The sequence below is a fragment of the Pseudoalteromonas sp. APC 3893 genome, assembly GCF_030408095.1.
Taxonomy (GTDB): domain Bacteria; phylum Pseudomonadota; class Gammaproteobacteria; order Enterobacterales; family Alteromonadaceae; genus Pseudoalteromonas.
In genome coordinates, this window is record NZ_JASDCD010000005.1 from 83982 (window position 1) to 109028 (window position 25047).

17 protein-coding genes are annotated in these 25047 nt (G+C 39.7%); 11 read left to right on the forward strand and 6 right to left on the reverse strand.

Annotation, left to right across the window (positions count from 1 at the left end; all coding sequences use genetic code 11):
* Nucleotides 1-44: 44 nt before the first annotated feature.
* The 3 genes from QMA12_RS08955 to QMA12_RS08965 are packed head-to-tail and all read left to right on the forward strand — an operon-like array spanning nt 45 to nt 2516.
* A complete protein-coding gene (locus QMA12_RS08955) occupies nt 45-875 on the forward strand; it encodes a protein-glutamate O-methyltransferase CheR (protein ID WP_087532637.1) in 831 nt (276 codons plus the stop codon).
* Nucleotides 859-1476 (forward strand): chemoreceptor glutamine deamidase CheD, encoded by a 618-nt coding sequence (gene cheD / locus QMA12_RS08960; protein WP_290209776.1) that lies wholly within the window; start codon nt 859-861, stop codon nt 1474-1476. Before QMA12_RS08955 ends, cheD begins: the two co-directional genes overlap by 17 nt.
* Nucleotides 1477-1484: 8 nt before the next feature.
* Nucleotides 1485-2516: a chemotaxis response regulator protein-glutamate methylesterase gene (locus QMA12_RS08965; protein ID WP_087532578.1), complete on the forward strand. Its 1032-nt coding sequence runs from the start codon at nt 1485-1487 to the stop codon at nt 2514-2516.
* Between the two features lie 10 nt (nt 2517-2526).
* On the opposite strand, the gene QMA12_RS08970 is transcribed toward QMA12_RS08965, so the two are convergent.
* A complete protein-coding gene (locus QMA12_RS08970; RefSeq protein WP_290209774.1) occupies nt 2527-3558 on the reverse strand; it encodes a polysaccharide deacetylase family protein in 1032 nt (343 codons plus the stop codon).
* On the opposite strand from QMA12_RS08970, the gene dinF reads away from it, so the two are divergent.
* From dinF to QMA12_RS09000, 6 genes are all read left to right on the forward strand, one after another.
* A complete protein-coding gene (gene dinF / locus QMA12_RS08975) occupies nt 3535-4872 on the forward strand; it encodes an MATE family efflux transporter DinF (RefSeq protein WP_290209773.1) in 1338 nt (445 codons plus the stop codon). The two genes, QMA12_RS08970 and dinF, sit on opposite strands and share 24 nt — an antisense overlap.
* A gap of 99 nt (nt 4873-4971) precedes the next feature.
* Nucleotides 4972-8985 carry a two-component regulator propeller domain-containing protein gene (locus QMA12_RS08980; RefSeq protein WP_290209772.1) on the forward strand — a complete coding sequence of 1338 codons (4014 nt, stop codon included), beginning with the start codon at nt 4972-4974 and terminating at the stop codon, nt 8983-8985.
* 598 nt (nt 8986-9583) lie between these two features.
* Nucleotides 9584-13090, forward strand: a complete 3507-nt coding sequence (locus QMA12_RS08985; RefSeq protein WP_290209771.1) for a hypothetical protein — start codon at nt 9584-9586, stop codon at nt 13088-13090.
* Nucleotides 13091-13142: 52 nt separating this feature from the next.
* Nucleotides 13143-13520, forward strand: coding sequence for a hypothetical protein (locus tag QMA12_RS08990; protein WP_290209770.1), 378 nt, complete (start codon nt 13143-13145; stop codon nt 13518-13520).
* A gap of 72 nt (nt 13521-13592) precedes the next feature.
* Complete coding sequence (locus tag QMA12_RS08995; RefSeq protein ID WP_087532573.1) at nt 13593-14207, forward strand: trimeric intracellular cation channel family protein; 615 nt, start codon at nt 13593-13595, stop codon at nt 14205-14207.
* 33 nt (nt 14208-14240) lie between these two features.
* Entirely contained in the window at nt 14241-15752 is a 1512-nt protein-coding gene (locus tag QMA12_RS09000; RefSeq protein ID WP_290209769.1) for a YifB family Mg chelatase-like AAA ATPase, read from the forward strand.
* A 7-nt stretch (nt 15753-15759) separates the two neighbouring features.
* Here the strand turns inward: QMA12_RS09000 and QMA12_RS09005 are convergent, their stop codons facing one another.
* Nucleotides 15760-16464: a response regulator transcription factor gene (locus QMA12_RS09005; RefSeq protein ID WP_087532571.1), complete on the reverse strand. Its 705-nt coding sequence runs from the start codon at nt 16462-16464 to the stop codon at nt 15760-15762.
* A 138-nt stretch (nt 16465-16602) separates the two neighbouring features.
* The gene (locus QMA12_RS09010) at nt 16603-19098 is read right to left on the reverse strand and encodes a prolyl oligopeptidase family serine peptidase (RefSeq protein ID WP_290209768.1); all 2496 of its coding nucleotides are present in this window, start codon (nt 19096-19098) and stop codon (nt 16603-16605) included.
* Between the two features lie 82 nt (nt 19099-19180).
* Here QMA12_RS09010 and QMA12_RS09015 point away from each other — a divergent pair, with 82 nt between their 5' ends.
* Nucleotides 19181-20248 (forward strand): hemolysin family protein, encoded by a 1068-nt coding sequence (locus QMA12_RS09015; RefSeq protein WP_087532569.1) that lies wholly within the window; start codon nt 19181-19183, stop codon nt 20246-20248.
* Here QMA12_RS09015 and QMA12_RS09020 read toward each other — a convergent pair.
* Nucleotides 20245-21462, reverse strand: a complete 1218-nt coding sequence (locus tag QMA12_RS09020) for an EAL domain-containing protein (RefSeq protein ID WP_290209767.1) — start codon at nt 21460-21462, stop codon at nt 20245-20247. The genes QMA12_RS09015 and QMA12_RS09020 overlap by 4 nt on opposite strands.
* Before the next feature lie 144 nt (nt 21463-21606).
* On the opposite strand from QMA12_RS09020, the gene QMA12_RS09025 reads away from it, so the two are divergent.
* Nucleotides 21607-22623 carry a site-2 protease family protein gene (locus QMA12_RS09025; RefSeq protein WP_087532567.1) on the forward strand — a complete coding sequence of 339 codons (1017 nt, stop codon included), beginning with the start codon at nt 21607-21609 and terminating at the stop codon, nt 22621-22623.
* A 39-nt stretch (nt 22624-22662) separates the two neighbouring features.
* Here the strand turns inward: QMA12_RS09025 and QMA12_RS09030 are convergent, their stop codons facing one another.
* Nucleotides 22663-23976 (reverse strand): TIGR00366 family protein, encoded by a 1314-nt coding sequence (locus QMA12_RS09030; protein WP_290209766.1) that lies wholly within the window; start codon nt 23974-23976, stop codon nt 22663-22665.
* Nucleotides 23977-24052: 76 nt separating this feature from the next.
* Nucleotides 24053-25003: a chemotaxis protein CheV gene (locus QMA12_RS09035; protein WP_087532565.1), complete on the reverse strand. Its 951-nt coding sequence runs from the start codon at nt 25001-25003 to the stop codon at nt 24053-24055.
* Nucleotides 25004-25047 lie beyond the last annotated feature (44 nt).

Genomic DNA, 25047 nt, shown 5'->3' on the forward strand with positions numbered 1-25047 from the left:
GTTGCCGATTTGTTTTAACATTTTTGGCATTTCGAGTGCGCGCAATGAAAGAGTTTTTACTAACGGATAATGATTTTAAAAAAATTGCATCACTGGTTTATGGCGCATGTGGCATCGTACTTGGAGAGCACAAGCGCGAAATGGTTTATTCTCGTCTTGCAAGGCGTATTCGTACTCTGCGGTTAGCCAACTTCAAACAGTATCTAGATTATTTAGACGCTCATAAAGAGCAAGAATTTAGTGATTTTATAAATGCGATTACTACAAATCTAACATCTTTTTTTCGAGAAGCTCACCATTTTGAATATTTAAAGTCGCACATTGTTCCTGCGTTGTTACAAGCTAATAAACAAACAAAGCGAGTAAGAGTGTGGTCTGCTGGATGTTCGAGTGGTGAAGAACCTTACACATTAGCCATGACTTTACATGAGTTATTCCCGAATAATTGGGATGTGAAGATACTCGCCACAGATTTAGATTCAAACGTACTGAAAAAAGCGCAGCTAGGAAGTTATAGCGCAGCGAATGTTAGTGGTCTTGAGCAGCACCATTTAAAGCGCTGGTTTTTAAAAAGTAAAGACGGTGAACTGTTTAAAGTTAAACCTGAGTTGCAACAACACATACATTTCAAGCGATTGAATCTACTACAAGAGTGGCCAATGAAGGGGTCTTTTGATGTAATTTTTTGCCGTAATGTTGTTATCTATTTTGATAAAGAAACCAAAGATCAGCTTTTCCAGCGGTATTGCACTATTTTGGCGCCCTGTGGGCATTTATTTTTAGGCCACTCTGAAAGCATGGGGAAAGAGCATAGTGAGTTTAAAAACTTAGGGAGAACGATTTATCAAAAGGTGATGCATGAAGCAAAGCTTTAAACCTGTATTACCTGGTTTTGAACATGTTAAGCGGTTTTGGGATGCTGGGAAGCAGCATATGATAGTTAAAGTTTTACCGGGCGAGTTCTACGTATCTAAGAATGATGAATTAATTACAACGTTACTTGGTTCGTGTATTGCTGCGTGTATTTATGATGATCGTTTAGGTATAGGAGGTATGAACCATTTTATGTTACCCATGGAAAAAGGAACTGAGTTTACCGGCGCTCACAGCTTAAATTGTCGTTATGGTAATTGGGCTATGGAATTTTTGATAAACGAAGTGATAAAAAATGGTGGGTCTCGACAAAATTTAAAAATAAAGCTGTTTGGTGGTGGGAAAATTATTCGTTCTACAACAGATATTGGATTAGGAAACATTCGCTTTGCTCGCGCATATGCACAAGAGGAAGGGCTTGAGCTTGTGTCGCATGATGTTGGCGGACCTTGGCCAAGAAAGGTGTTATTTAATCCTCAAACAGGTAAGGCACAAGTGAAAAAGTTACGAGAAATGCATAGTGATGCCCTTAAAAAACGTGAAATACGTTACCTGCATGATATCGAAAAACAAGATTCCCAAACAGACATAGAACTATTTTAGGAGGAACTATGATCAAAGTGTTAGTTATTGATGATTCGCCTTTGATCAGGCGCCTGCTGACTGAAGTGTTGAGTCAAGCCAAGGATTTAATGGTTGTCGGTTGCGCAGAAGATCCTTACCAAGCACGTGAAATGATTAAACAACTGAACCCAGATGTGATTACACTTGATATTGAAATGCCGAAAATGGATGGGATCAGCTTTTTAAAAAACTTAATGAGATTGCGGCCAATGCCAGTAGTGATGATTTCAACACTCACAAAAAAAGGCTCGCCAATTACACTCGAAGCTCTAGAGCTCGGGGCTGTGGATTTTATTGCTAAACCGACAGTTAACATATCACAGCAATTTGCCCAATACGCTCAATTAGTGCAGCAAAAAGTACGCACTGCTGCGTCTGCCCGGGTACGTTCGTTTAAGATGAGTCAAGATAAACCTCAGGATGTTGTTAGTATTTCTGAGTTTGATTTAAAAGCCGTGGTAGCTATCGGTGCATCTACTGGTGGGACTGAAGCTATCAAGGAAGTGTTATTAAGGATGCCAAAAAATTGCCCACCCATTGTTATTACCCAACATATTCCTCCAGTATTTAGTAATTCGTTTGCTCAGCGAATGAATCGAACCTGTATGATCAATGTCAAAGAAGCTGAGCACGGTGATAAATTAACGTCAGGCACTGCGTATATAGCACCCGGCGATAAACACTTAAGTGTGATAAAACAAGGAGGAAATTTGTTTTGTGTTTTAGATGAATCTCCACCAGTTAATCGCCATCGGCCTGCTGTCGATACCTTATTTAATTCACTAGTTAATGTATGCCCAAAAAATACCATAGCTGCCTTATTAACAGGTATGGGAAGTGATGGGGCTAAAGGACTATTGGCGTTAAAGTTACAAGGCGCATATACCTTAGCACAAGATGAATTAACATCAGTTGTGTGGGGCATGCCAAAAGCCGCTATAGAATTAAATGCTGCAACAGATATTGTGCCACTAGATAAAGTGGCACATAAATTATTGCAGCGTGCGCAAAAAAATTGATATTAAGATGTTATTTAACAATTACCCAAGGTTGTGAGAACCAATAGTAACTGCCTTTGTGTTTTTTAGATGGCGCAGTGCAGTTAAACCTTGAACGCCCTCGGCTAAGCTTTTTCGAAGAATTAACAACGACAGTGTCATTACTGATCCAGTTTAGTTCTGCTTGGCCAACACCAGAGACATAACACGCCAGTTGGCTTTTGTGAAAATCCCCCATATTAAATGTAATACTAATTTGTGGAGGGTTTTGGTTTGTAACGCTGTCGTTGTAAGTCAGCTCTTTGATTGAAAAAGCCCGTGAGTTTAATTTAGTTATCAAGGTTTCTAGCTTACTGTAGAAACCGGATGCAGGAAAGCGAGGCAGGCGGGTAAAATCGGCATTTGCATCAAGCGCCCCAGAGTGTTGACCAATACCGATAAAGCCAATCTCTTTTACTAATGCTTGTAGTTTATTGTTAAACTCACCATAAGGGTATGCTAGGTATTTGTAATCATGGCCAATTTCTTCTTTTATTCGTTGCTGTGACGATAAAATATCTTGTTTGATACGTGTTTGCCATTGAGCATCACTTTCGTCGTAATATTTTTTGTGTAAATAATCATGCTGAGCACTATGATTACTGATCAGTGCTCCTTTTTTAGCAAGCTCTCTTAATTTATCCCAACCCATAACATAGCTTTTTCCTTCATCAATAAGTTTAGGGTTAACAAAAATAGTATAAGGAAAATTAAACTTCTCCAGTATAGGTGCTGCTTGTTCATAGTTATTGTTATAACCATCATCGAATGTAATCGCTACCGTTTTATCTGGTAAACTTTGCCCCGCTTGCAGTGCCGTTAATAACTCATTGAGTGGAATTACCTCAAAATCATGTTGCTGCAAATAGCTAAGGTGTTCAGTGAAGGCATTAGCACTGATACTCGTTACTGCAGGTAGCGTTTCGCTAACATGATGGTATTGTAAAATAACTGCACTTTTGGCAGGTAAAGATAACCAAAATAGGATTGGAAAAACACAGTGAAACAATTTCTTAAACGTCATAAGGCACACCATCAAAGCTTGCTGTTGTTAGCGGGTCCGATGATACTATCAAATATAACCGTGCCATTGTTAGGAATTGTTGATACTGCGGTAATTGGTCACCTTGGTAGTGCGCATTATTTAGCTGGGATTGCATTGGGAGCCTCAGTAATTTCGTTATTATTTTGGCTAGCAGGTTTTTTACGCATGAGTACCACTGGGTTGGTCGCGCAAGCATATGGTAAGCAAGATTTAGTTTTATTAGCGGGTTTATTAAAACGCAGTCTAGTATTGGCATTAATTGTCGCTTTCTCGTTATTAGCTTTATCACCCTTTATTAAGGAAGCTATCGCCTATCTGTCGGGTTCAAATAGCGAGGTTTTACAGCAAGCTTACAGTTATTTTGATATTCGAATATTCAGCGCCCCAGCCGCGTTGTGTAACCTAGTGTTATTAGCGTGGATGCTCGGCGTGCATTACGGGCGAGGGCCATTTTACTTATTGTTAGTGACCAATGTTACAAATATTGTATTAGATGTCTATTTTGTGGTCTTTTTAGATTGGCAAGTTGCAGGCGCAGCTTGGGCATCTGTTATTGCAGATTATACAGCACTGGTATTTGCGGTTTGTTTGGTGTTTAAGTTAGCAAAAAAAATGGCCGTGCCTCTATTTCTCGAAAACTGGTTCAGTGCTGCAAAAATGCTGGATTTACTCAGTTTGAATCGTGATATTTTTATTCGCTCACTCATCTTGCAGCTTTGCTTTAGCTTTATGACTTTTTACGGTGCGCGCATTGGAGAGGTCACCCTTGCAGCAAATGCTGTTTTGCTGAATTTTTTAATGTTAGTGAGTTTTGCATTAGATGGCATAGCTTACGCAAGTGAGGCTAAAGTGGGTCACGCTAAAGGGCAAAATAGCGCGCGTAAAATTCATTTATGGGTGAGGGTCAGTTTGTTTTGGGGGGGGATATTTGCGTGTGCATACAGTATTTTCTTTGCTTTGTTCGGTTCGCAAATCATTTCACTATTAACAGATGTTCCTGAAGTTATCACCGCTGCTAATAGGTATCTTCCTTGGTTAATTATATTACCGATTGCTGCAATGAGCTGTTTTTTATTTGACGGTATATTTGTAGGTTTAACGCGCGCAAAAGATATGAGAAATACCATGATTATCTCTGCGGGTGTTGGCTTTTTTGGGGTGTTCTTGTTATTCGAGGGGTGGCAAAACCATGGCCTCTGGCTAGCGATGACTAGCTTTATGTTATTACGTGGCGTGACCTTGATTATACGCTATACACAGTTATATAAAGGAAGACGTTTAACTAAAATGTGAATTAGTAAAAATTAACAGGTACAACCAACTAATTACGTGTGTTAATTTTAGGTTTCGTCTATTCTTTATCCTAATAACAAAAAGATTAAAGAGTAGTGGATGAAAGTTAAGCTATGGGTATTAGCTAGTTTTCTATGTTTCTTTCAGGTTGAAAGTGCTTTTGCGGCGTTTAAGCATTACAGTATCGAAGAGGGCTTGTCGCAAAGTGTGGTATTTAATATAGAGCAAGATCAACTTGGCTTTATGTGGTTTGCCACGCAAGATGGTCTTAATCGGTATGATGGCAACCGTTTTGACGTTTTTAAGGCATCTGCAAAAAATACTAACTCTTTAACTAATAATTATATTTATCCCCTTGCTTTAGATAATCAAAATAAATTATTTATTGGTACACGCCATGGTGGGGTGAATCAACTGAATCTTTATAACTATGAGTTTGCTGCCCCATTTTTAAAAAATAAGCGTATTACCTCAGTACTTCCAATTAAAAGTTGGTTATTTGTTGGCACATTTGATGGGGTTGTCTATCGAATAAGTCGTGATTCCACAAAAATTGAAATAATTGCAGAGCATTTAAAAAAACCAGTTTATGCACTCACAATGATTAATAGTGTTTTATGGATTGGCACTCATGGCAGTGGGCTTTTCCATTATAATTTGCAAACAAATCAGCTTGTTAATAATTACCTACATAACGTTTTTAATAGCCATAAAGTACATCCGAGCATTTTTTCAATTAAGGAGGATGTAGACTCCAATGTATGGCTAGCTACACAAGGAGGAGGCGTTTACAGGATTAATCTAACTGGTAATGAATACATAAACTGGCGTCATGATCCAAATGATCCCTACTCGATATCTAGCAACCAAGTGCGGGATATCGAGTTTGATGATACTGGGCGGGTTTGGTTTGCCACTCGTGGTGGAGGGGTGAGTATTTATGATAAATCACAAAAGCGTTTTACTCATTTAAAGCATGACCCGTTTGACAGATATAGTTTAGCTCATAACAGAGTGTACAGCGTATTTAAGGACCAAACGGGTATTATGTGGTTCGGTACTGCAAATGGAATCAATAAGCTAGATCCCGCATCTTTAAATTTTACAAAGCTAAAAAAGCCAGACCCATTATCGAGTAATGATTCATGGGCACTACATGAGGATCCACAGCAGCGGCTATGGTATGGAAGTTGGGGTGGCGGTATTGACATACTTGATGAGAAATTTAACCGATTACAGCATTTAGATACACAGTCATCACCGTTGGCTTTATCGAGCAATGCTGTCAAAGTAATTACGCAAGATAAGCTTGGCAATACGTGGATCGGTACTTGGGCTGACGGCATAAACGTGATCACCAAACAAGGCGAACTCATTAGGTATAATGCTGATGACGGTAATCATGGCTTGAGTGAAAACAGCATTTATAGCCTGTTGGTCGATAACCGTAATCAAGTATGGGTAGGCACCAATGGGGGGGGATTGTTTCGATTTGATAGAGAATTGAACTATTTTATTAGCTACGCCAAGCCTCAACAAGGCAGTGCCCTATACATCGATGCTCCTCGAGTGACCAGTTTGTATCAAGGCTCAGATGATAACCTGTGGATTGCTACAGACGGCAGTGGCGCGTATAAATTTAATATGCGCTCTGAAAATGTTACTCATTTTAGTAAATCATCGCAGGGTGAAGGCCTCAGCCATAATACGGTACGCGCATTTTTATTGCTTGAAAATAGTGATATGTGGCTTGCTACTTCTAATGGTGTGAATATTATAAAAGCGAAATCCAGTAGAATAATTCACTTAGGTATTGAGGAAGGACTGCCAAATCAGGTGGTGTATGGACTAATATCGCAAGGGCAATATGTTTGGCTAAGCACTAATAATGGTCTAGTAAAAGTGAACACCAAAACACTTAATATGGAACACTTTCAAGCTAAAGACGGCTTACAAGGGAATGAATTTAATGCGGGCGCATATTACAAAACCAGTCAAGGTAAAATAATATTTGGTGGTACCCAAGGACTCACTGTTTTTACGCCTGGTACACAAACAACAAAACAGTTATCCGCAAAGCTAGCACTTACGCAATTAAGTTTTGATGATCAGCCGTTACGCAATAGTATTGGTAGTGAGTTAGGTATGCATTATGAGGTTGATAAAAGCCGTCATTTAACTATCCCGTTCTCTGTAAATAGGGTTTCGCTAGGGGTTAATTATCTGCATTATCAAGAGCCCAAAGAAAATAGGTTTCGTTATCGCTTAACGGGCTTTGAGCAACAATGGCGATCCGCAGCAGGTAGTAATATTGCAATTGAATATACCAACTTACCTGCGGGGAAATACAAGTTAGTCGTTGAGGCAACGTCTAATGCTGGCGCAAAAGCCATAACTCCTCTAGTCATAAACTTTCACGTGATAACCCCTTGGTGGCAAACACCAATTTCATATGGTTTATATTTTATCTTATTGATTGGTTTTATCTGGTTGTGTAGTACTTTATGGACACGTCGTTTACGCAGTCAAAAGCACGAGTTAGAGCGCTTTGTTACGTTGCGAACTCAAGAAATAGCAACACAAAAAAGCCTCATAGAGAAGCAGGCTGTTGCCTTGAGCAATACCCTCGAAAATAAAGTGCGCTTTTTTACCCATGCATCACATGAGTTAAGAACCCCGTTAAGCTTACTTGTTGCACCAACTCAAGCATTATTAGCTAATGAGAGGGAGTTGCAAAAACGTGAAGATCTGAACTTAATTTTACGAAATGCAAAGCGCTTAGAAGGGTTAGTCGATAAATTATTAACTTTAACGCGGTTTGATGAAAGTGGAGATGATGAAGTCAAACAACTTTCTCTATCAGTTATCGCGCGAGAAGTGGCTGAGCAATTTAAAGTACTAGGCAAGCAAAACTTACAATTTGATTATCATATTGAAGAAGCCCTATATATCGACGCGAGCCGTGAGGGATTAATTACTATTTTTAATAACTTATTGAGTAATGCTTTTAAATATACAAAAACAGGGAAAATTGAGTTTAAGGTTTTCGCAAATCATGAACAGGCAGTTATCGAATTTATCGATACAGGTCGAGGCATAGCTGAAGTCGAACTTGATAAGGTTTATGATTTATTTTATCGCGCTACAGGAAATGTCAATATTGAAGGCAGCGGGGTAGGTTTATCAATTGTAAAAAGGCTTGTTGATAAATACCAAGGGCAAATCGATTTAAAAAGTAAGTTACGTGAAGGCACGCAGTTTACAATTAAGTTTAAGTTAATTACTGTACAAAAACGGGTAAAAGTTGAAAGTAATAAACAAGTGGTTCTCACTCATACGGTGAAAAACAAACATGCTGCAACCGTGATTATTGTGGAAGATAATGATGAATTACGCCATTATCTGAAAACGGAGTTATTGCAAAAATATAATGTTTTAACCGCTGAAAATGGTGATGCAGCCATGAAGCTTATGTTAAAACATGTGCCCGATTTATTGATAACCGATTTAATGATGCCCAAAATGGATGGGTTTGAGTTATTAAAAGCATTGCATGAATCGCGGGTTACTTGTCATATCCCTGCGATTATCTTAACAGCAAAAGGTGACCATGAAAGTAAGTTAAAAGGACTAAACCATTACGCCCTTGATGTTATTACAAAACCTTTTGACCGTGCTGAGTTATTAGTCAAAGTAGACAATTGGATAGCCTGGCTAAAAACCTATCATCAAGGAATCAACAACTATAATAAGTTGCCGACAATTGTTGCTAACCGGCCCAATCATGATCCAAAAGATGCGCAGCTATTATCAGATTTGAATGAATTCCTAGCAAACCATTACCAAGATACGCAATTAACTGTGCCGCGCTGTGCTAAAGAGCTGGCTTTAAGTGAGCGACAATTTCAGCGGAAATTAAAAGTGCTAATAAACATATCACCAACAGAATATATCCGTGATTACAGGTTGAGCAAAGCGGCTGAGTTATTAAAGCAGGGACGACAAATTAATTTAGTTATAGATGATGTAGGGTTTACGTCTCGTTCTCACTTCTCAAAATCATTTAAAGCTAAGTTTGGTATGACAGCAAAAGAGTTTCAGGTTTCTAATTGATTGAATATCAATGTTTTGTCGTATATGAGAACAATTTGGTCGTAAATGAGAGCTGCTTTTTTATAGTCTTCCCTTATGCTGTTTAGATATAGGTTGCTTATTTTTGCAATACTTAGTTTTTTCGTCTTGCTAAGTTAGCGAGTTGTTTTGAGTTTTCTCCTTCGGTGGAGGCTGGAGAGTAGGCCAGCCTCTGCTATTTTTGTTTATTCCTGTCGTTCTCTATTTTGTATAGGCAGTAAAATCACAATCCCTCACAATGATAAATATTCGCTTTAAGTTATTGAAATTTTAGTTTTTGTCGGATAAGAGTTCATTTTAGGCGTAAATTAACACGTTGTTTTATAGCGTATTCATCTACCATTAATGCAGCTAATTTGCGTTTAAACACGCACATCTACCGATACACGAAATGGAGTAAATTGTTACGTTATATGGATGTCTGACTTCCTCATTTTAGGATCGCTTAGCTCAGTATCTTATGTGCCGTTGAAAATTTACTCCCCCGTTTATCAATAAATTCACCTAATTTATCAAGCGCGCACTGATGCTCGTCTTAGTAAGCGCTTGATTTGAATTGTAGGTAAATAAGGATAATAAAATGAGTTCTTCAAATAAAATTAAAAGCCTAGGAGCTTCAGCACTACTAATTAGTTCCTTACACCTTGCTGGTTGTGGCGGCGGCGGTGATGGAGATGACAACACTACACCACCTGTGTCGAATAATAATAGCCCTACAGTCAGCATTTCTGGTGAGACAGAAGTAACAGAGGGAAATGAGTTAGCAATTTCAGCTACTGCAAGTGATAGCGATGGCAGCATTTCTAGCTACGCTTGGCAACATGTGTCAGGGCCAGACGTCATATTGACAGGCAGTGACACCGCAAATATTAGTTTTACTGCTCCTGAACTTGAAGATGATGCACAGTTAGTGCTTGAGGTGATTGTAACCGATAACGAAGGTGCAACAACATCAGCTCAAGTGACAATTGAATTAAAGCGTAAGGTACTTACAGTAACTATTACCGGTATTGTGACAGATGAGCCCATTAAAGAATCAAATGTTGCAGTGCTGGTAGGCGATGAAACTTTTGACGTTACTGCTGATGGCGATGGTAAATACAGTGTTGAAATTGAGGTAGATGACTCATTTGCGAATAAGCTTGTACGCTTAGTTGCGTTAGGAAATACCGCAATAAACCCTGAGGTGGAGTTTATTTCGCAGCTAAAATCGGTTGCTACGCTAATGAACCAAGCTGGCGAAGATGGCGAACTAACCAAAGAGGAAAACTTTGGCGTAAACATTACTAACGTAAGCACATCAGAGTTTGCACTTATTAAACGAGATAATGGCGAGATAGCAGACGAACAGGCACTTGATAACGCTTTATTAGCTGTTGATGCTGATGAAAAGCTTTTATTAGCGGCGTTAATTAAAATTATTGTCGATGAAGATAATTATGAACTGCCTGAAGGGGTTGAGTCGACCCTGGATTTGATTTCAAATGCTGATGACATAGATAATTTCATTAATACAGTAGAAAGCCAAGATCCTGACCTTATTGAAGCTACCAAAGAAACCATTAAGGAAGATGATGAACTAGTTGATACGACCGTCAGTGACGTTACGGGTGATTATATCTTGATGATGCCACAATATTATCGCGCCAACGTAGGGCAATTAGCTTTTCAAAGTGAAGGCAAAGGTTATGTAAGTTTTATCAATGTTGATGCGAGTTTCACTTGGCAACAAAATGAGCAAGAAGTAATGATCACGCTTGATGAACCGGCTGCTGTTAACTGCTCATACCAAGTACATAACGATGAGCAACAAGAGAATTGTAATTACCTTGTTGACTTAGGCATGACTATTTTGCTTGAAAATGACGCGAACAGAACTGTTGAGCTTTACAGTAAATATGAAGATCGCTGGACTGAAACTCAAGAGGTTTCAAACACAAGTGAGTCCACTTCTAACTTCAGCTTAATAGATAAACAGAAAACTATAACAGTTGCTGCTGGTGACCTTATAGGTACTTGGTTAATGGATGGCGGAAGTGATTTTTATGGCTTTAGTAATGCAGTTTCTTTTGATTTAAGCGCTGGAGGGACAGGCACATTAAAAGATAATGATAAAGATCCTGTGGATATTACCTGGTTGGTGGACGGTAATCGTTTAGTGATAACTAGTTCGGTAGAAACAGTGCCTTTTGATTATGAAATATGGTTAATAAAAGATGTTAAAGTTGGTTATCAATTTACAGCATCACTCAATGCAAAATCAGATAATGCGACACGCACTTCAACAGGCTTGCTGATTAAAGATAATAATTTGGCATTTACAACCGATGAATTACTTGGCAAATGGACTATTTTCCTCGGGTATAACTCACCACAAACAGACTTACACTACGATGTCTATGATGATGGTTTGATGAACTTTAACCTTAATCAGAATTATCGTTCATGGCAGGTAAGTTCAGAAGGTGATTTTCTTCGCTACAACTACTTTACTAATAATGGCATTCAGCCGATCTGCCCTGAAGATGAAGAATGCCAAGTATACAGTGAATTTTCACAGCGGTTGCTAGCAAGCAGTAATGAGCAGTACTTTACTTACCGTAAGTATCGCTTCTTCAACACGGATGGTTCAGAGCGTGTTGATGATTATTCATCACATTTACGTAACTTTGCAGTATCGGATAATTATGGTGTTACACGTTTTGCGCCCTATTGGATCCAAGAAAATCCTGGCTTTGATGCTGATGGGTATCCAACAAACGTTAGTTATATAGAGCTTTATACGCCGAAAAAGCAAGGTGTTGAAACAGTTAAAATAGCCACCAATTATAATGACGAAACAGAGCAAAGTGAGTACCAAATTACATTTAGTTACTTAGGAAGTGCGACGAGTAATAGCTATAGCTTAGTATCCGGTAAACTATTATTTGCCGATATGCAGGTTGAAGTGATTGATTTTGAGCGTAATTTCATCACTGTATGTATTTATGCTCAAGGAGGGGCTTGCAATGAAGCTGACGAACAGCGTTGGTACTTCGATGAGGCAATGGCAGCAGATAATATTACACAAGAGCGCCCTGAGACCACCCATCCTCTTGATGGCGCATGGCAGATTGCTGATGAGCCAGATGTAGTGGTTGTAATTCGTGATGGTAAATGGGTGCATGTTCAAAGCGAAGCTGATGCTGATGTGGATGATGCATTTCCCGGCTTTGAGATTGGTGACTTTACTTGGAATGAAGAAACTGGTGAGTTCGTTGTCACCTTAACCGAAGATACTAATGGTTCATTTGGCTTAGATGAAGATGAAACTATATTGGCAAGTGTTGAAGGCGATACCTTAACCCTGAATATTAACGGTGAAGGGAACTTTGTTTTAACTCGAATTTATGATTCAAGTAATCCGTTAGTGGGTGCTTACTTTGATGGTTCAATTGCTGATGATGACTTTTTCTTGGTGGTATTCAAAGAAGATGGCACCTTTATTGAGCTAGATCATGAGAGTGGGTATGAGCCAGGTATTACTGGTAGTATGTATACAGTTGAAAGCGATGAAAGTGGTGACCCAAGTACTTTAGCTGTGACAGTTGATTACTATATAAATCAACTAGACAGCTTAGCAGACCAAGACCCATACTTTGTTGTGCAACCAAGTGGTAACAAGATTATCTGGCATGATGGCGACGATTTTGGCGTGATGCAACGTGTAACAGAGGTAAGTAGTAATGAACTGCTGTTTACTGAAGCAGACGTTTTAGGCCAGCATATACTTCGCTATCTTACAGATGACGGTACCGGCCAAGTTGATTTAGTAGTCGATATTATGACAGACGATGCGCGCTTTGAAATTAATGGCGAACTTCGAGTGGTTGAATGGTCAATTGAGCTTGGCCAGCTTAAGCTTTATAGCCCATTAGAGCTAGAAGGTGATTCTGCTTATGGAGTCATAATTTCACCAGAGGCGATTATTAATGAAGACGAAGGTTTTGCTGTATCAGTGTTTGGCTTTGAAGCCCCAGATAACCATCCAGATAAAGAAGACCCTGAGCTTTATATTAGTGTAATGGGTAGTATGTTAAAGCAGTAGTTACTATATAACGGAGCCTTACGGCTCCGTTTTACTTTTAAGGAGCTATACAATGTATAAATTGTTATTAGTTTTTTCTCTACTAAGTATCACAGGTTGTGAAACGGTTGATTCAATGCAGCAAGATGTCACTGATTTTAGCAACGACTTATTTGCAACTGCAACTAAAGGCACTAAAGATGATGCTTCAGATGCTTTTTTTAAAGCACAAGAGGCCTACTCTGAAGCCGGAAAAGCGCGCAAGCAAAAAGTGTTACTTAATGCACAGCAGCGAAGCTTATGGGCAGAACTTGAAAGTGACTATCAAAAGTTGGTAGAAAACCCAGACACTGCTGCTGATAAAGAGTCAATTTTCTCTGATGGCACTATAGCTGACAATATCATGACACAAAGCCTAGAGTTTATAGAATTAGCAGCAAAAACAGATTAATTACCAAGATGACTTAAAACTGTGTGGTGATTGTGTTAAAACGATTACATAGATCACTTTTTAGTTACAAGCATGACTGAACTTTACCACTGGTTTGATTTAATCGGCGTAGCCGTGTTTGCGGTGTCGGGCACTTTAATTGCGTATGATAAAAAAATGGATGGCTTTGGTGTAGTGGTACTCGCAACCGTTACCGCTGTTGGCGGCGGCACTCTGCGCGACTTAATTCTAGATGTGCCGGTTTTTTGGTTACATGATCAAAGTTATTTTATCGCTATTTTAGCTGCTATTTTTGTTACTGCGCGATTAATCAATAAGCAAAAGTCTATTCCGCTCTATCATTTACATGTTGCAGATGCGTTTGGTTTAGCATTTTTTGCCGTGATGGGAGCACAAAAAGCATTATTAGCAGGCATGCCTGCTACGACTGCGATTATTATGGGAATAATCACAGGCTGCTTTGGTGGGATGATCCGCGATGTATTAGCAGGTAATATTCCGATGCTTTTAAAAGGCGAGCTGTACGCTATCACCTGCATTGCTGGTGGATTTGTGTATACGCAAAGCATCTCATTTAATGTAATGACAGAAGTTGCTATGGTTTTAGCAATGCTAACGACCTTATTTTTACGCTTAGCAGCCATGAAATGGCAACTAACACTACATATTTTCAAATATCCTGACTAGACTGTAATAAAAGTAATATTACAGGGACAAAGGATGTCATTAGCTCGTATATATTCTCGTGCACAAATAGGGATTCAAGCGCCAGAAGTAATGGTGGAAGTTCACTTAGGTAATGGTTTACCTGCTTTTCATATTGTTGGCCTGCCAGAAGCGTCAGTAAAAGAGGCGAAAGACCGAGTTCGTAGCGCATTAGAAAACTCTCAATTTGGTTTTCCAGATCAAAGGATTACGGTAAACCTCGCTCCAGCAGATTTACCTAAAGACGGTGGCCGATTTGATTTAGCCATAGCCGTGGGTATTTTAGTCGCCTCAGGGCAAGTGGTGTGTAATGAGCTCGAGCGTTATGAATTTTACGGTGAGCTTGCTCTAAATGGGGAAGTGCGTGGTGTGAATGCTATTTTACCGTCGGTATTAGCTGCGAAAGAGCAAGGTCGGTGCTGTTTTTTACCCGCGGTCAATGACAGCTTAGCAAGTTTAGTTAATGGGGTTGCTCGCAAAGCTGTTTATTCAATTCAAGATGTATGGAATGATTTACTTAACCAGCAGCCACTGCCTTTAAACATTGAGTATGCGGAACGTGTTCATAACACGCATTTTATCCATGATTTAAGTGATGTGAAAGGCCAGCCAGGTGCTAAAAGAGTATTAGAGATAGCGGCTGCGGGTGGCCATAATTTACTTTTTTTAGGCCCACCAGGCACTGGAAAGTCAATGCTCGCGCAGCGTATGCCAACTATAATGCCCGGCATGTCTGATGAAGAGGCGCTATCAAGTGCTGCGTTGTACTCTATAATTGGCCAATCTATTGATTTAACAAATTGGCGCAAACGCCCTTTTCGCAGTCCCCATCATACTTGCTCCGCCGTTGCTTTAGTTGGCGGCTCTTCTAATCCTAAGCCCGGTGAAATATCGTTGGCGCATAATGGCGTACTCTTCTTAGATGAGCTTCCTGAGTTTGAGCGAAAGGTGTTGGACTCTTTGCGTGAGCCTATGGAAACCGGTACCGTTACAATCTCAAGAGCAGCCCGACAAATGGAGTTTCCTGCTCAATTTCAACTTATAGCGGCCTTAAACCCGAGCCCCACCGGTTGTCATAATGATAAACGCGCGACGTCAGATCAGGTTATGCGTTATTTATCTAGGGTATCAGGGCCCTTTATTGATCGTATTGATTTGCAAATCGAGTTGCCGCGTCTAAGTAGCAGTCAGCTGCAAAGCACCGAAGAAGAAGAAAGCAGCGAAATTGTGCGTGCCAGGGTAGAAGCAGCCTATAATATTCAATTAGCACGTCAGGGAAAAGTGAATGCTCGACTTAATAACAAGGAAATGAGCGTGCATTGTGCACTGGCCTCAGCCGAATTGCATTTTTTAGCCAAAGCGAGTGAGAAACTATCGCTCTCGCCACGCTCTTATCATCGGGTCATTAAAGTCGCGCGGACGATTAGTGATTTAAAAGGCGCCACAAATATCAGTTTAAATGATTTAAAAGAAGCCCTGAATTACAGGGCTTTTGAGCGCTTAATTAGCCAGTTAACACAATATTGAATAAATACTATATCGACAACATATAGCCTTTACCGCGTACGGTAACAATGCGTTTTTGGTCTTTTTCGTCACTGAGCTTTTTACGTAGTCGGCCAATCAAAACATCAACTGTGCGGTCATTAGGGCTCCAATCTGGTTGGCCTATTTCTTCAGAAATTTTTTCTCTTGAGGTGGCTTTACCCGCATTGGAAATTAAGCAAATAAGTACTTTATGTTCTGCTTCTGTTAGGCGTGATTCAATGCCATTAGTTGTTATTAAAGTACGATTATCTGGATGCAGTTTAAAGTCTGCATATTCAATAAACTCTTCGCTTTCGTCATTATCATTATTGCTTTTTAAGCGCTTATAAAGCGCTCGCATACGTAGCTCAAGTTCTAACAAATCTACGGGTTTGCAAATATAATCATCAGCACCTTGCGCAAGACCTGCGATTCTATCTGCTTGCGAGTCGCGGCTAGATAGCATGATTACACCAATGTTAGTGAGTGTATTCAGTTCTTTTGCTAGATGAAGGCCATCTCGTTCAGGTAAGACTATATCTACAACGGCTAATGAAATAGCATTGCTGGCGTTTTCACGGGATTTAACAATTTCAAGTGCTTGAGCACCAGTTGCATCGTTTTCAATGTGAAACTCAGTTTGAGCAAAGTGATTGATGATGCGTTTAACTAATAATTCGTCATCTTCAACCAGTAAAACGTGAATAGTCATAGTATCTTAATTACTTTCAATAATAACCCTATGTTAGCACTCATTCGTAAAAGGATAGAGTACAGAGAGGGTTTTTTTATAGTTTTTTGCACAAACAAAAGAAAGAAAACGGGTCATTTTCTTTCTTTTGGCTAAACGTTATTTTTCAGGGTATAAATATTGCCACCATTGCGGCTCTTGTTTTAAGTGTTTGTCGAAGTAGGCGAGCATGGTGTTCCACCAATTGAAGCGCTTGTCACGAGCAAATATTTGGTGATCAGCACCTTTATATTCAATAAGGTCGACGTCTTTACCAAGCAGCTTTAATGCTGTATACATATTATGGCTTTCGCCAACAGGTACGTTAGTATCTGAATCGCCGTGTAATAATAGTAAAGGTGTCGTTACTTTATCTGCATGAAACACCGGGCTACGTTGGCTATATAAATCGCTATTGTTCCAAGGGAAGCTATTTTTAGATGCTTCGCCTGAGTATAAATAGCCCCACCAACCTTGGCCCCAGTATGAAGTAATATTTGAGATCCCTGCATGTGCGATAGAGGCACTAAACATATCGGTTTTAGTTGCTAGCAGCATGGTCATAAAGCCACCATATGAGGCGCCTAAATTGCCTAAACGGTTCTTATCAATAAATGAGTAGTGAGCAAGTAAAGCTTGAGTACCTTGCATAATATCGTCGGCGGTGTGCTCGCCCCACGCATTAACATGCTTAGCAGAGAACTCTTGGCCAAAGCCCGTCGCACCTGTGGGCTGCACAACGTAAACAATGTAACCATTTTCTGCCCATAAGTTAAACGGATAACGACCAGTAAAACCACGCGATACTGGTGATGTACCACCATAATAATAAATCAAAGCTGGATGCTTTTTAGATTTATCTAAATTTGTTGGCAGATACACGCGGCCTTTAATTTCTACACCTTGTTGATTGGTAAAGTTAAACTCTTCAAGTGTTGGGATCTTAGTCGCAGCGTAGTTTAGTGGTTTAGAATCCCATAGGGTACTGGCTCTATTTTTGTTTATGTTTAAACGCTTCAACTGTTGTGGTGTTGATGCCGTGGTTCCACTATATAAAATAGCAGGCGAGCGATTTTTTGAAACGCTAAATTGCTCAACTACATCAAGTTTGGTTTTAAGCTTTTTAAAGTGACTTTTACTTATATCAAAAAGGTAAAGCTGTTGCGTATCCTGCTCAGTGACTTTAAGCACGGCATCGCCATTCTCAAGTACCTTTACTTGCCCAATCGCAGGGTTAAATTCTTTACTTAATGCTTCAGCTTGCTTGCCTTGCTGGGTCAATAAATACAGCTGACCGTCGTAGTTATTTGCTAACATGTCAGTTGGAATATTTCGGCCTAGCCCTTCTTTAAAGTCTGGCCCTGCGACAACGTAAATCCCCTTTTTGGTATACTTTGCTTGGTTAAATGTTTTAAATTGGCCTAAAATAGTGTGTTGTGCTGATTTGATATCAGTTTCTAATAACTCTGTTAGCGGATGAGTCGTAGCTTCCATTAAGTGAGCGCTGCGACTAAGCAGTACAGTGCCTTGCTCGCTGTTATAATCTTCAATGCTATGACTGAGCGGCCCTTCGCTAAGTGCTTTACTCAAACCTGAGCTAATATCCAACAAGTATGCTTGCGAAGTTGTACGAGCATATGACCAACGATCTTGTAAGCCACGATAATGCTTTGTGAGACCTGTATCAGCTTCAGGGTATTTAGACCAAGTAAAAAGTAGGCTTGTATTGGTATAAAACTCAAAGCCGCTCGCACCTTTAAGGTTATTCGCAATTACATTTAATGCGAGCGTGTGGCGATTAAGCTTCTTCAATTGGCCATCAATTAAATAAACAATATAATCATTATCAGGGCTCCAAATTACATTACTGGGTTGGCCTGATTCAAAGCGATAAATTACTTTATCATCCTGATTTTTAAGCTCTGTCACTATTTGTGCTTGGTTAGCAGTTTTATCACTGTAATGGCGCGTACTGGTAATGTAGTGTTCGCCATCGGGTGACAGTGAAAGCATACTGATAGTTGGCGCATCAAATAATTGCTTTGCAGATAAGCTGCTACTAGGTTGTTGGCTGATGGTTATGTTATCAAGCTCTGACTTTGGACTAAAATCAATATCAACGTCATGCCAGTTAGCTACTTGCTCAGCAATGATAACGACCTGATGTTCGCCAGTCGTAAAAGCTAGTTCATAGCTGTGATCTTTAGCGTTTTGCAGTTGGCCATTGATAAAAACTTTACCTTGCTCTATACCATTAAGCTTTAGCGTACCTTGGCTGAAACGATCACTTTTAACAGTAAATTTTAACCCTTGTACGCCAGCTAAAGTTAGTGCATTTATATCACTTAGCGTTTGCCATTTATGTTGCTCGCCAAATATGGAAATGCTTTTGCTGTTTGCTTGTAAGCTAGGCAGTAAGTTATTGATAATCGCATCATGATGCTGCGTTTGGTAGGGCTTTAGCTGCATTTGTTCGCCTAGCGGGCCAATAAACGCAATATTGCTTTTATCGAGAGGAGACGCTAGCGCTGAGTTTGCAGTAGCACACAATGCTAATAAGCTAAGTGTTTTTGCAATGTATCTAGGGCATGATTTTGCAAATAAAGTGAAAGTCATAATTAAGCCTGTGAACGATAATTTGGCTAAATATAGCATGTATTGTTAGGATGCTCATTAGTCCAGCTAAGAGGGGAATTTAATGACGTTATTAATTGTTTACATGCTAGCAGCCATAGTCATATCCTTCTTATGCTCGATAATGGAAGCCGTGTTACTGAGTATTACGCCCAGTTATGTTGCTTTATTGCGTAAGCAAAAGCCAAAGCTTGCGAAACGTGTTGAAGCGTTAAAACAGAATATTGACCAGCCATTAGCGGCAATTTTAACTTTAAATACCATAGCGCATACTGCCGGCGCTGCTGGAGTTGGTGCACAGGCTGCAGTGGTTTTTTCAGATGCCGCCGTGGGAATCGCTTCCGCAATAATGACTCTATTGGTATTGGTTCTCTCTGAAATAATTCCAAAAACTTTGGGGGCTAATCATTGGCGGGCATTAACCCCTATAGTCGCAAAGGGGTTAATTTATTTAGTGGTGGTATTAAAACCTTTTGTTTGGTTTGCTGATAAGCTAACTAATTTACTGGGTAGAAATTACGACGAGGCATTTTATATTCGTCAAGAAATTGAAGCGATGGCAGATATTGGTTCAGAATCAGGTGCTCTGCATCAGGAGGAATCTGAAATAATTCGTAGCTTGCTGCATTTTCGCCATGCCAAGCTTGAGTCAATAATGACCCCGCGTACCGTGTTATTTAAGGTACATAAGGACATTACTGTTAATCAGTATTTAGCAGAGCATGGCTCATCTTCATTTTCACGTGTGCTTGTTTATGATAAAAACGGTGATGATATTATCGGCTTTGTACATAAAAACGACATTATGTTGGCTTATCACCGGATTGGGGAAGAATATAAGATAAGTAAGCTCGTCAAACCTATCTATACTGTGCCTGAAACACTTTACGTTCCTACCTTATTTCATACTTTATTAGCTGAACGTACGCATATATGCCTAGTCATTGATGAGTATGGCGAAGTGCAAGGCATTGCTACACTCGAAGACATGATAGAAGCGCTGATGGGGTTAGATATAATCGACGAACATGATCAATCAGCTAATATGCAAATGGTTGCCAAGCAACGTTGGCGCCAGCGTTTAGCTGCGTCTGACAAGTTGCTAAGTGACGACGATGAAAATAAAAATTAGCGTTGGCTACGACTCGATTTATTAGTCATTTGCAGCCATGATTTTGCCCAGCGAGTAAAGTCTTGTTTCGCTTTTGGTCCGCATATTAAAAAACCCTGCATCAAAATAAATTCTTTAAAACGATCGAGATACTCAAGTTCTTCAATGCGTTCTATGCCCTCAGCAACAATCACAATATCTCTTTGAATTGCAATATTAACTAAACTACTGGTAATAACTTGAGAAAACTGGTCTGTGTCTATGTGGCTGATTAATGTACGATCAATTTTAACTTCAGTAAAAGGTAAGGTTTTTAGCTGGTTAACATTAGTAAAACCGATACCAAAATCATCTAAAGAAATATCAAAACCGCGTATTCGTAAGCGGTTTAATGTTTCTAATTGCGCATTGCTACATAGTGCATGTTGCTCGGTTATCTCTAAAATAATTTCATTGGGCGTTAAATTATTAAGTTGTAAGATGAGCGCTAATTTATCAGGGCAGCTTAAATCTTCTAACTGGCAAGGAGATAGGTTAAATGCCAGTTTAAACATGTAACCTAGGCTATTTTTTAGCTCGTTAAAATCCGCTGTTGCTTTTTCAAACAACTGAAAAGTAATAAGGTTTATTAGATCTAATTCTTCAGCAACACAAATAAAACGCTCAGGTAAAATTATATCTCCTTTTTCTGTCATAATTCGTGCAAGTACTTCAACACTTTGTACTTTATTGGTGTGACGATTTACTTTTGGTTGGTAGTAAGGAGTTACTTCATTATGACTAATTGCATGAAGCAATTGTGATTCAGAGATTGGCTCAATTGGTTTTTCTATATGATAAGCTAAATGCTCAAGCTTTTTAAGTAAGGTGTGAACCTGGCTTAGCTGCACTGGTTTTGAAATATTGCCAATTAGATGAGTATTACTTTTTTTCGCTAGGTCAGCGGCTAAATCTATGACTTTAAGATCCATCTCAGAAATAATAACAATCGCGCCTGTGTATTTTATATCACCTAGGAGGCGAATAAGCTCCATGCCATCCATTTCTGGCATATTTAGGTCAGTAAATACAGCATCATATAAAAAAGGGGATTGCTTAACTTTATCAAGCGCTTCTTGAGCGCTTAGGCAGGTAGTAACTTGGGGTACTTCAAGTTCATTTAAAATTGCCTCCATAACAACCAAAATCGCTTTGGAGTCATCAACCACCATTATGTTACGCGCTAGTTTTGTCATCTTCATTCCTTGAATAAAAACTCATCAATTATTTAAAAGTAGTAGGTTTAAATAGAAAAGTCAGCAATAGGGCGAAAATAAATCCACTCATATTTATTCGTAAAATAGGTATAATGGCCGCAATGTTATTAAGATTAAGATACGATGATCCAAATACAACTTACTCTTGCTGAGCAATCTTTTAATTTAGTGCTAGCTGAGCAAAAAATTGTGCAAATATTCCAACAGCAACAAGCGATTGGCTTTGATAACCCAAGGGGTAACTACTTTGAGTTTGAACTTGGCGATAAAGTGATAGGTCTGGACACTTCGTTAGTCAATGAGCAAAGTTTAATGTTGTATGTGAATGATCAACTTGTACAAAAGTTGAATATTCCACCGATTGAAAAAACTAAACCTAAGCAAGGTTTACTGGGTATTTTTGCTTTGGGTTTTAAACTGTTTAAAAGTGCAAAGGTAGTTAAAGTCGCCTTAGCGGGTGCGTCAGTTGCTGGTTATGCCTGGCTGTTCACCTTTGAATTCGCCTTAATGTTGATTGCTTGTTTGGTAATACATGAATATGGGCACGTACGGGCCATGCAGTATTTTGGCATTAAAACTAAAGGTATTTACTTAATCCCTTTTGTGGGTGGGCTCGCGGTTAGCGATGATAAAATTACCACCCGTTGGCAAGATGTGGTGATCTCATTAATGGGCCCCGCGTTTGGTCTTATCACTTCAGTACTCGGGGTGGTACTTTATTACGCTACAGAAATGGATATCTTTGCGGGTGTTGCAGTACTCAGCGCGTTACTTAACTTATTTAACTTATTGCCTATTTTACCGCTCGATGGTGGCCACGTCCTAAAGAGCATTAGTTTCTCTATGCGTTCATGGGTTGGCTTGAGTGTCTGCTTACTTGGTGTGTTATTTGGTTTATGGATAAGCTATACGTTTGGCTTAATGCTACTGGTGTTTTTTCTGTTTATCGGTGCACTGGAAATCGTGTTTGAATGGCGCGGCCGTCATTTTTCACACCTTGTGCCGCTGGATAAATACGGCCAAGGTTTTTCAGCGGTAATGTACGCATTGGTGGTGGCTGGCCATGTGGCTGTGATGATGCACTTTGCTGATTCTGAAAGCGCGATATTAAGCCTACCGGTGAAGATATTGTCGAGTTGATTTATAGCGCAGGCGTAATCCACTATTACGCCTGCGGATTCATGGGTAAAAACTTAGCATCAACGCAATAAACACGCCGGTGATAATTAACTGCACTAAACAAAAACCCATAATGTCTTTGGCTTTTAAGCCGGCAATGGCGAGAACTGGTAACGCCCAAAATGGTTGGATCAAGTTAGTCCATGCATCCCCCCAGGCTACCGCCATTGCTACGCGGGGCATATCTGCGCCAAGTGCCTGTGCGGCGGGTATAACAATGGGAGCTTGTACCGCCCATTGCCCGCCACCGGATGGCACAAATATATTGACTAACCCTGCACTTAAAAAGCTCCAAAATGGCAGTGATTCAGCACTGGCTATGGCGATAAAGCCTTGGGAAATTTGTTGTGCTAAACCGGTCTCGACCATTATCGCCATAATCCCTGCATAAAATGGAAATTGGATAATAATACCTGCGCCGCTGGGGATGGCTTGCTGCAAGCTGGCGAGTAGGTTATGTGGTGTTTGGTGTAATACTATTGCGGCAAATAAAAACAGCCCTATAACACTGTTTAGATTAAGTGAGCCATTATTAAAAATAAAATAATACGTTAAATATGCAAGGCCAAGTAAGCCTGTGGTTATACCTAACACGCGGCTGTGTTCGATACTATCTGCTGGACGAGTAAAGGTGACTTCTTTATTTTTAGGTTCTATTAGTTTGCTTTTATCAACATACAAACTGTCACTATCGTGAGGAAGCATATAGCGATTAACAAGCGGCATTATAATAAACAAGCCCAGTACAATCGCAATATTAAAGCCTGAAAACAGTGTCTGCGAGGTGCTAATAACACCAATACTTTGCTCTGAAAAGTGCCCTATGGTTGCAATTGTCAAAGGTACAGAGCCTGCTAAGCCTCCGTGCCATACAATAAATCCAGAGTATGCACTAGCCACTAATAATCGATAATCTACTTTTGTTTGCCTTGCTATTGCTTTGGCAAATAAAGCACCGATCACTAAGCCGAAACCCCAGTTTAGCCAACTAGCTAACAATGAAACTAATGTGACCCAAATAATTGCTTTGGCTGGTGTACTGGAAAAGCTTGCTAGTTTTGCCAGTAAGCGGTTGATTATAGGAGTACTTGCCAACATGTAACCGGTGAGTAGTACCAATAACATTTGCATTGCAAATTGTAATAAATTCCAAAAGCCACCTCCCCAAGCATCAATTACTTCAACTGGGCTAGATGGTGTAAATAGGCTGGCAATAATAAAGCTTAAAAGCGTTAGCAAAATAACAAAAATAAAGGGGTCGGGTAAGTAGCGTTCAACTAATTGAGTAAAGGGCTTTGCAACACGGTTAAGCATAGTGAGAGTGTTTTTATTATGGTTACATAGTGCCAATTAATCATGAAATGACTTAGTTGGCAAATCGACCAAGGTATTAGCTGTTATTATTTAATACCGTTTTTAAACGGTTCTGTACTTCTTCGACTAATAAGTCAGGTTGGAACTTAGATAAAAACGCATTACAGCCGACCTTTTCAACCAGGGCTTGGTTAAAACTACCGCTTAAAGAAGTGTTAAGCACAACATGTAAGTTTCTTAGGCGCGCATCGTTACGAATTTCATGAGTTAGGCGGTAGCCATCCATCGCTGGCATTTCGGCATCGGTGATCACCATCAATAGGTCTTGCTCTACGTTATCGCCGCGATCGGCCCAGCTTTTCAGCATATTCAATGCTTCAAGGCCATTACTTGCGGGGATAATTTCAATACCCAGCTGAGACAGGGTATCACTGACTTGTTTGCGTGCGGTAGGGGAATCATCGGCATGAAGAATTTTACGACCAACAAACTCATTTACGATGCTTTTATCGAGTATTTCATCCGAGATCTGTACTTCATATTCGACTATTTCAGCCAGCACTTTTTCTACATCTATAATTTCAACCAGTTGCTCTTGGCCATCTCGTTGAATTTTTGTCAATGCTGTTAAATAGTGATTCTTACCTACAGACGTTGGCGGCGGCATAATGTCTGACCATGTCATATTAACTATTTGGTCAACCTTACCTATGAGAAACCCCTGCACTGTGCGGTTGTATTCAGTAATAACCAAATTACTATCTTCGATATTCTTAGCCGCAGGCATGCAAATAGCTTGGCGTAAATCGATGACGGGAATTGATTCGCCGCGAATATTAGCCACTCCAGATATTTTAGGATGAGCATGAGGAATAATATTTAAATGAGGTAGTTTTACTACTTCTTTTACTTTAAATACATTTAGCGCAAATAAATGGCGGCTGTGTAAATAAAATAACAGTAACTCAAGACGGTTTTCACCGACTAGTTGGGTTCGTTGATCTACAGAAGCTAATACACCCGACATAATACACCCGTCTTTAAAGTTATAATGCAATTATAGCTTACACT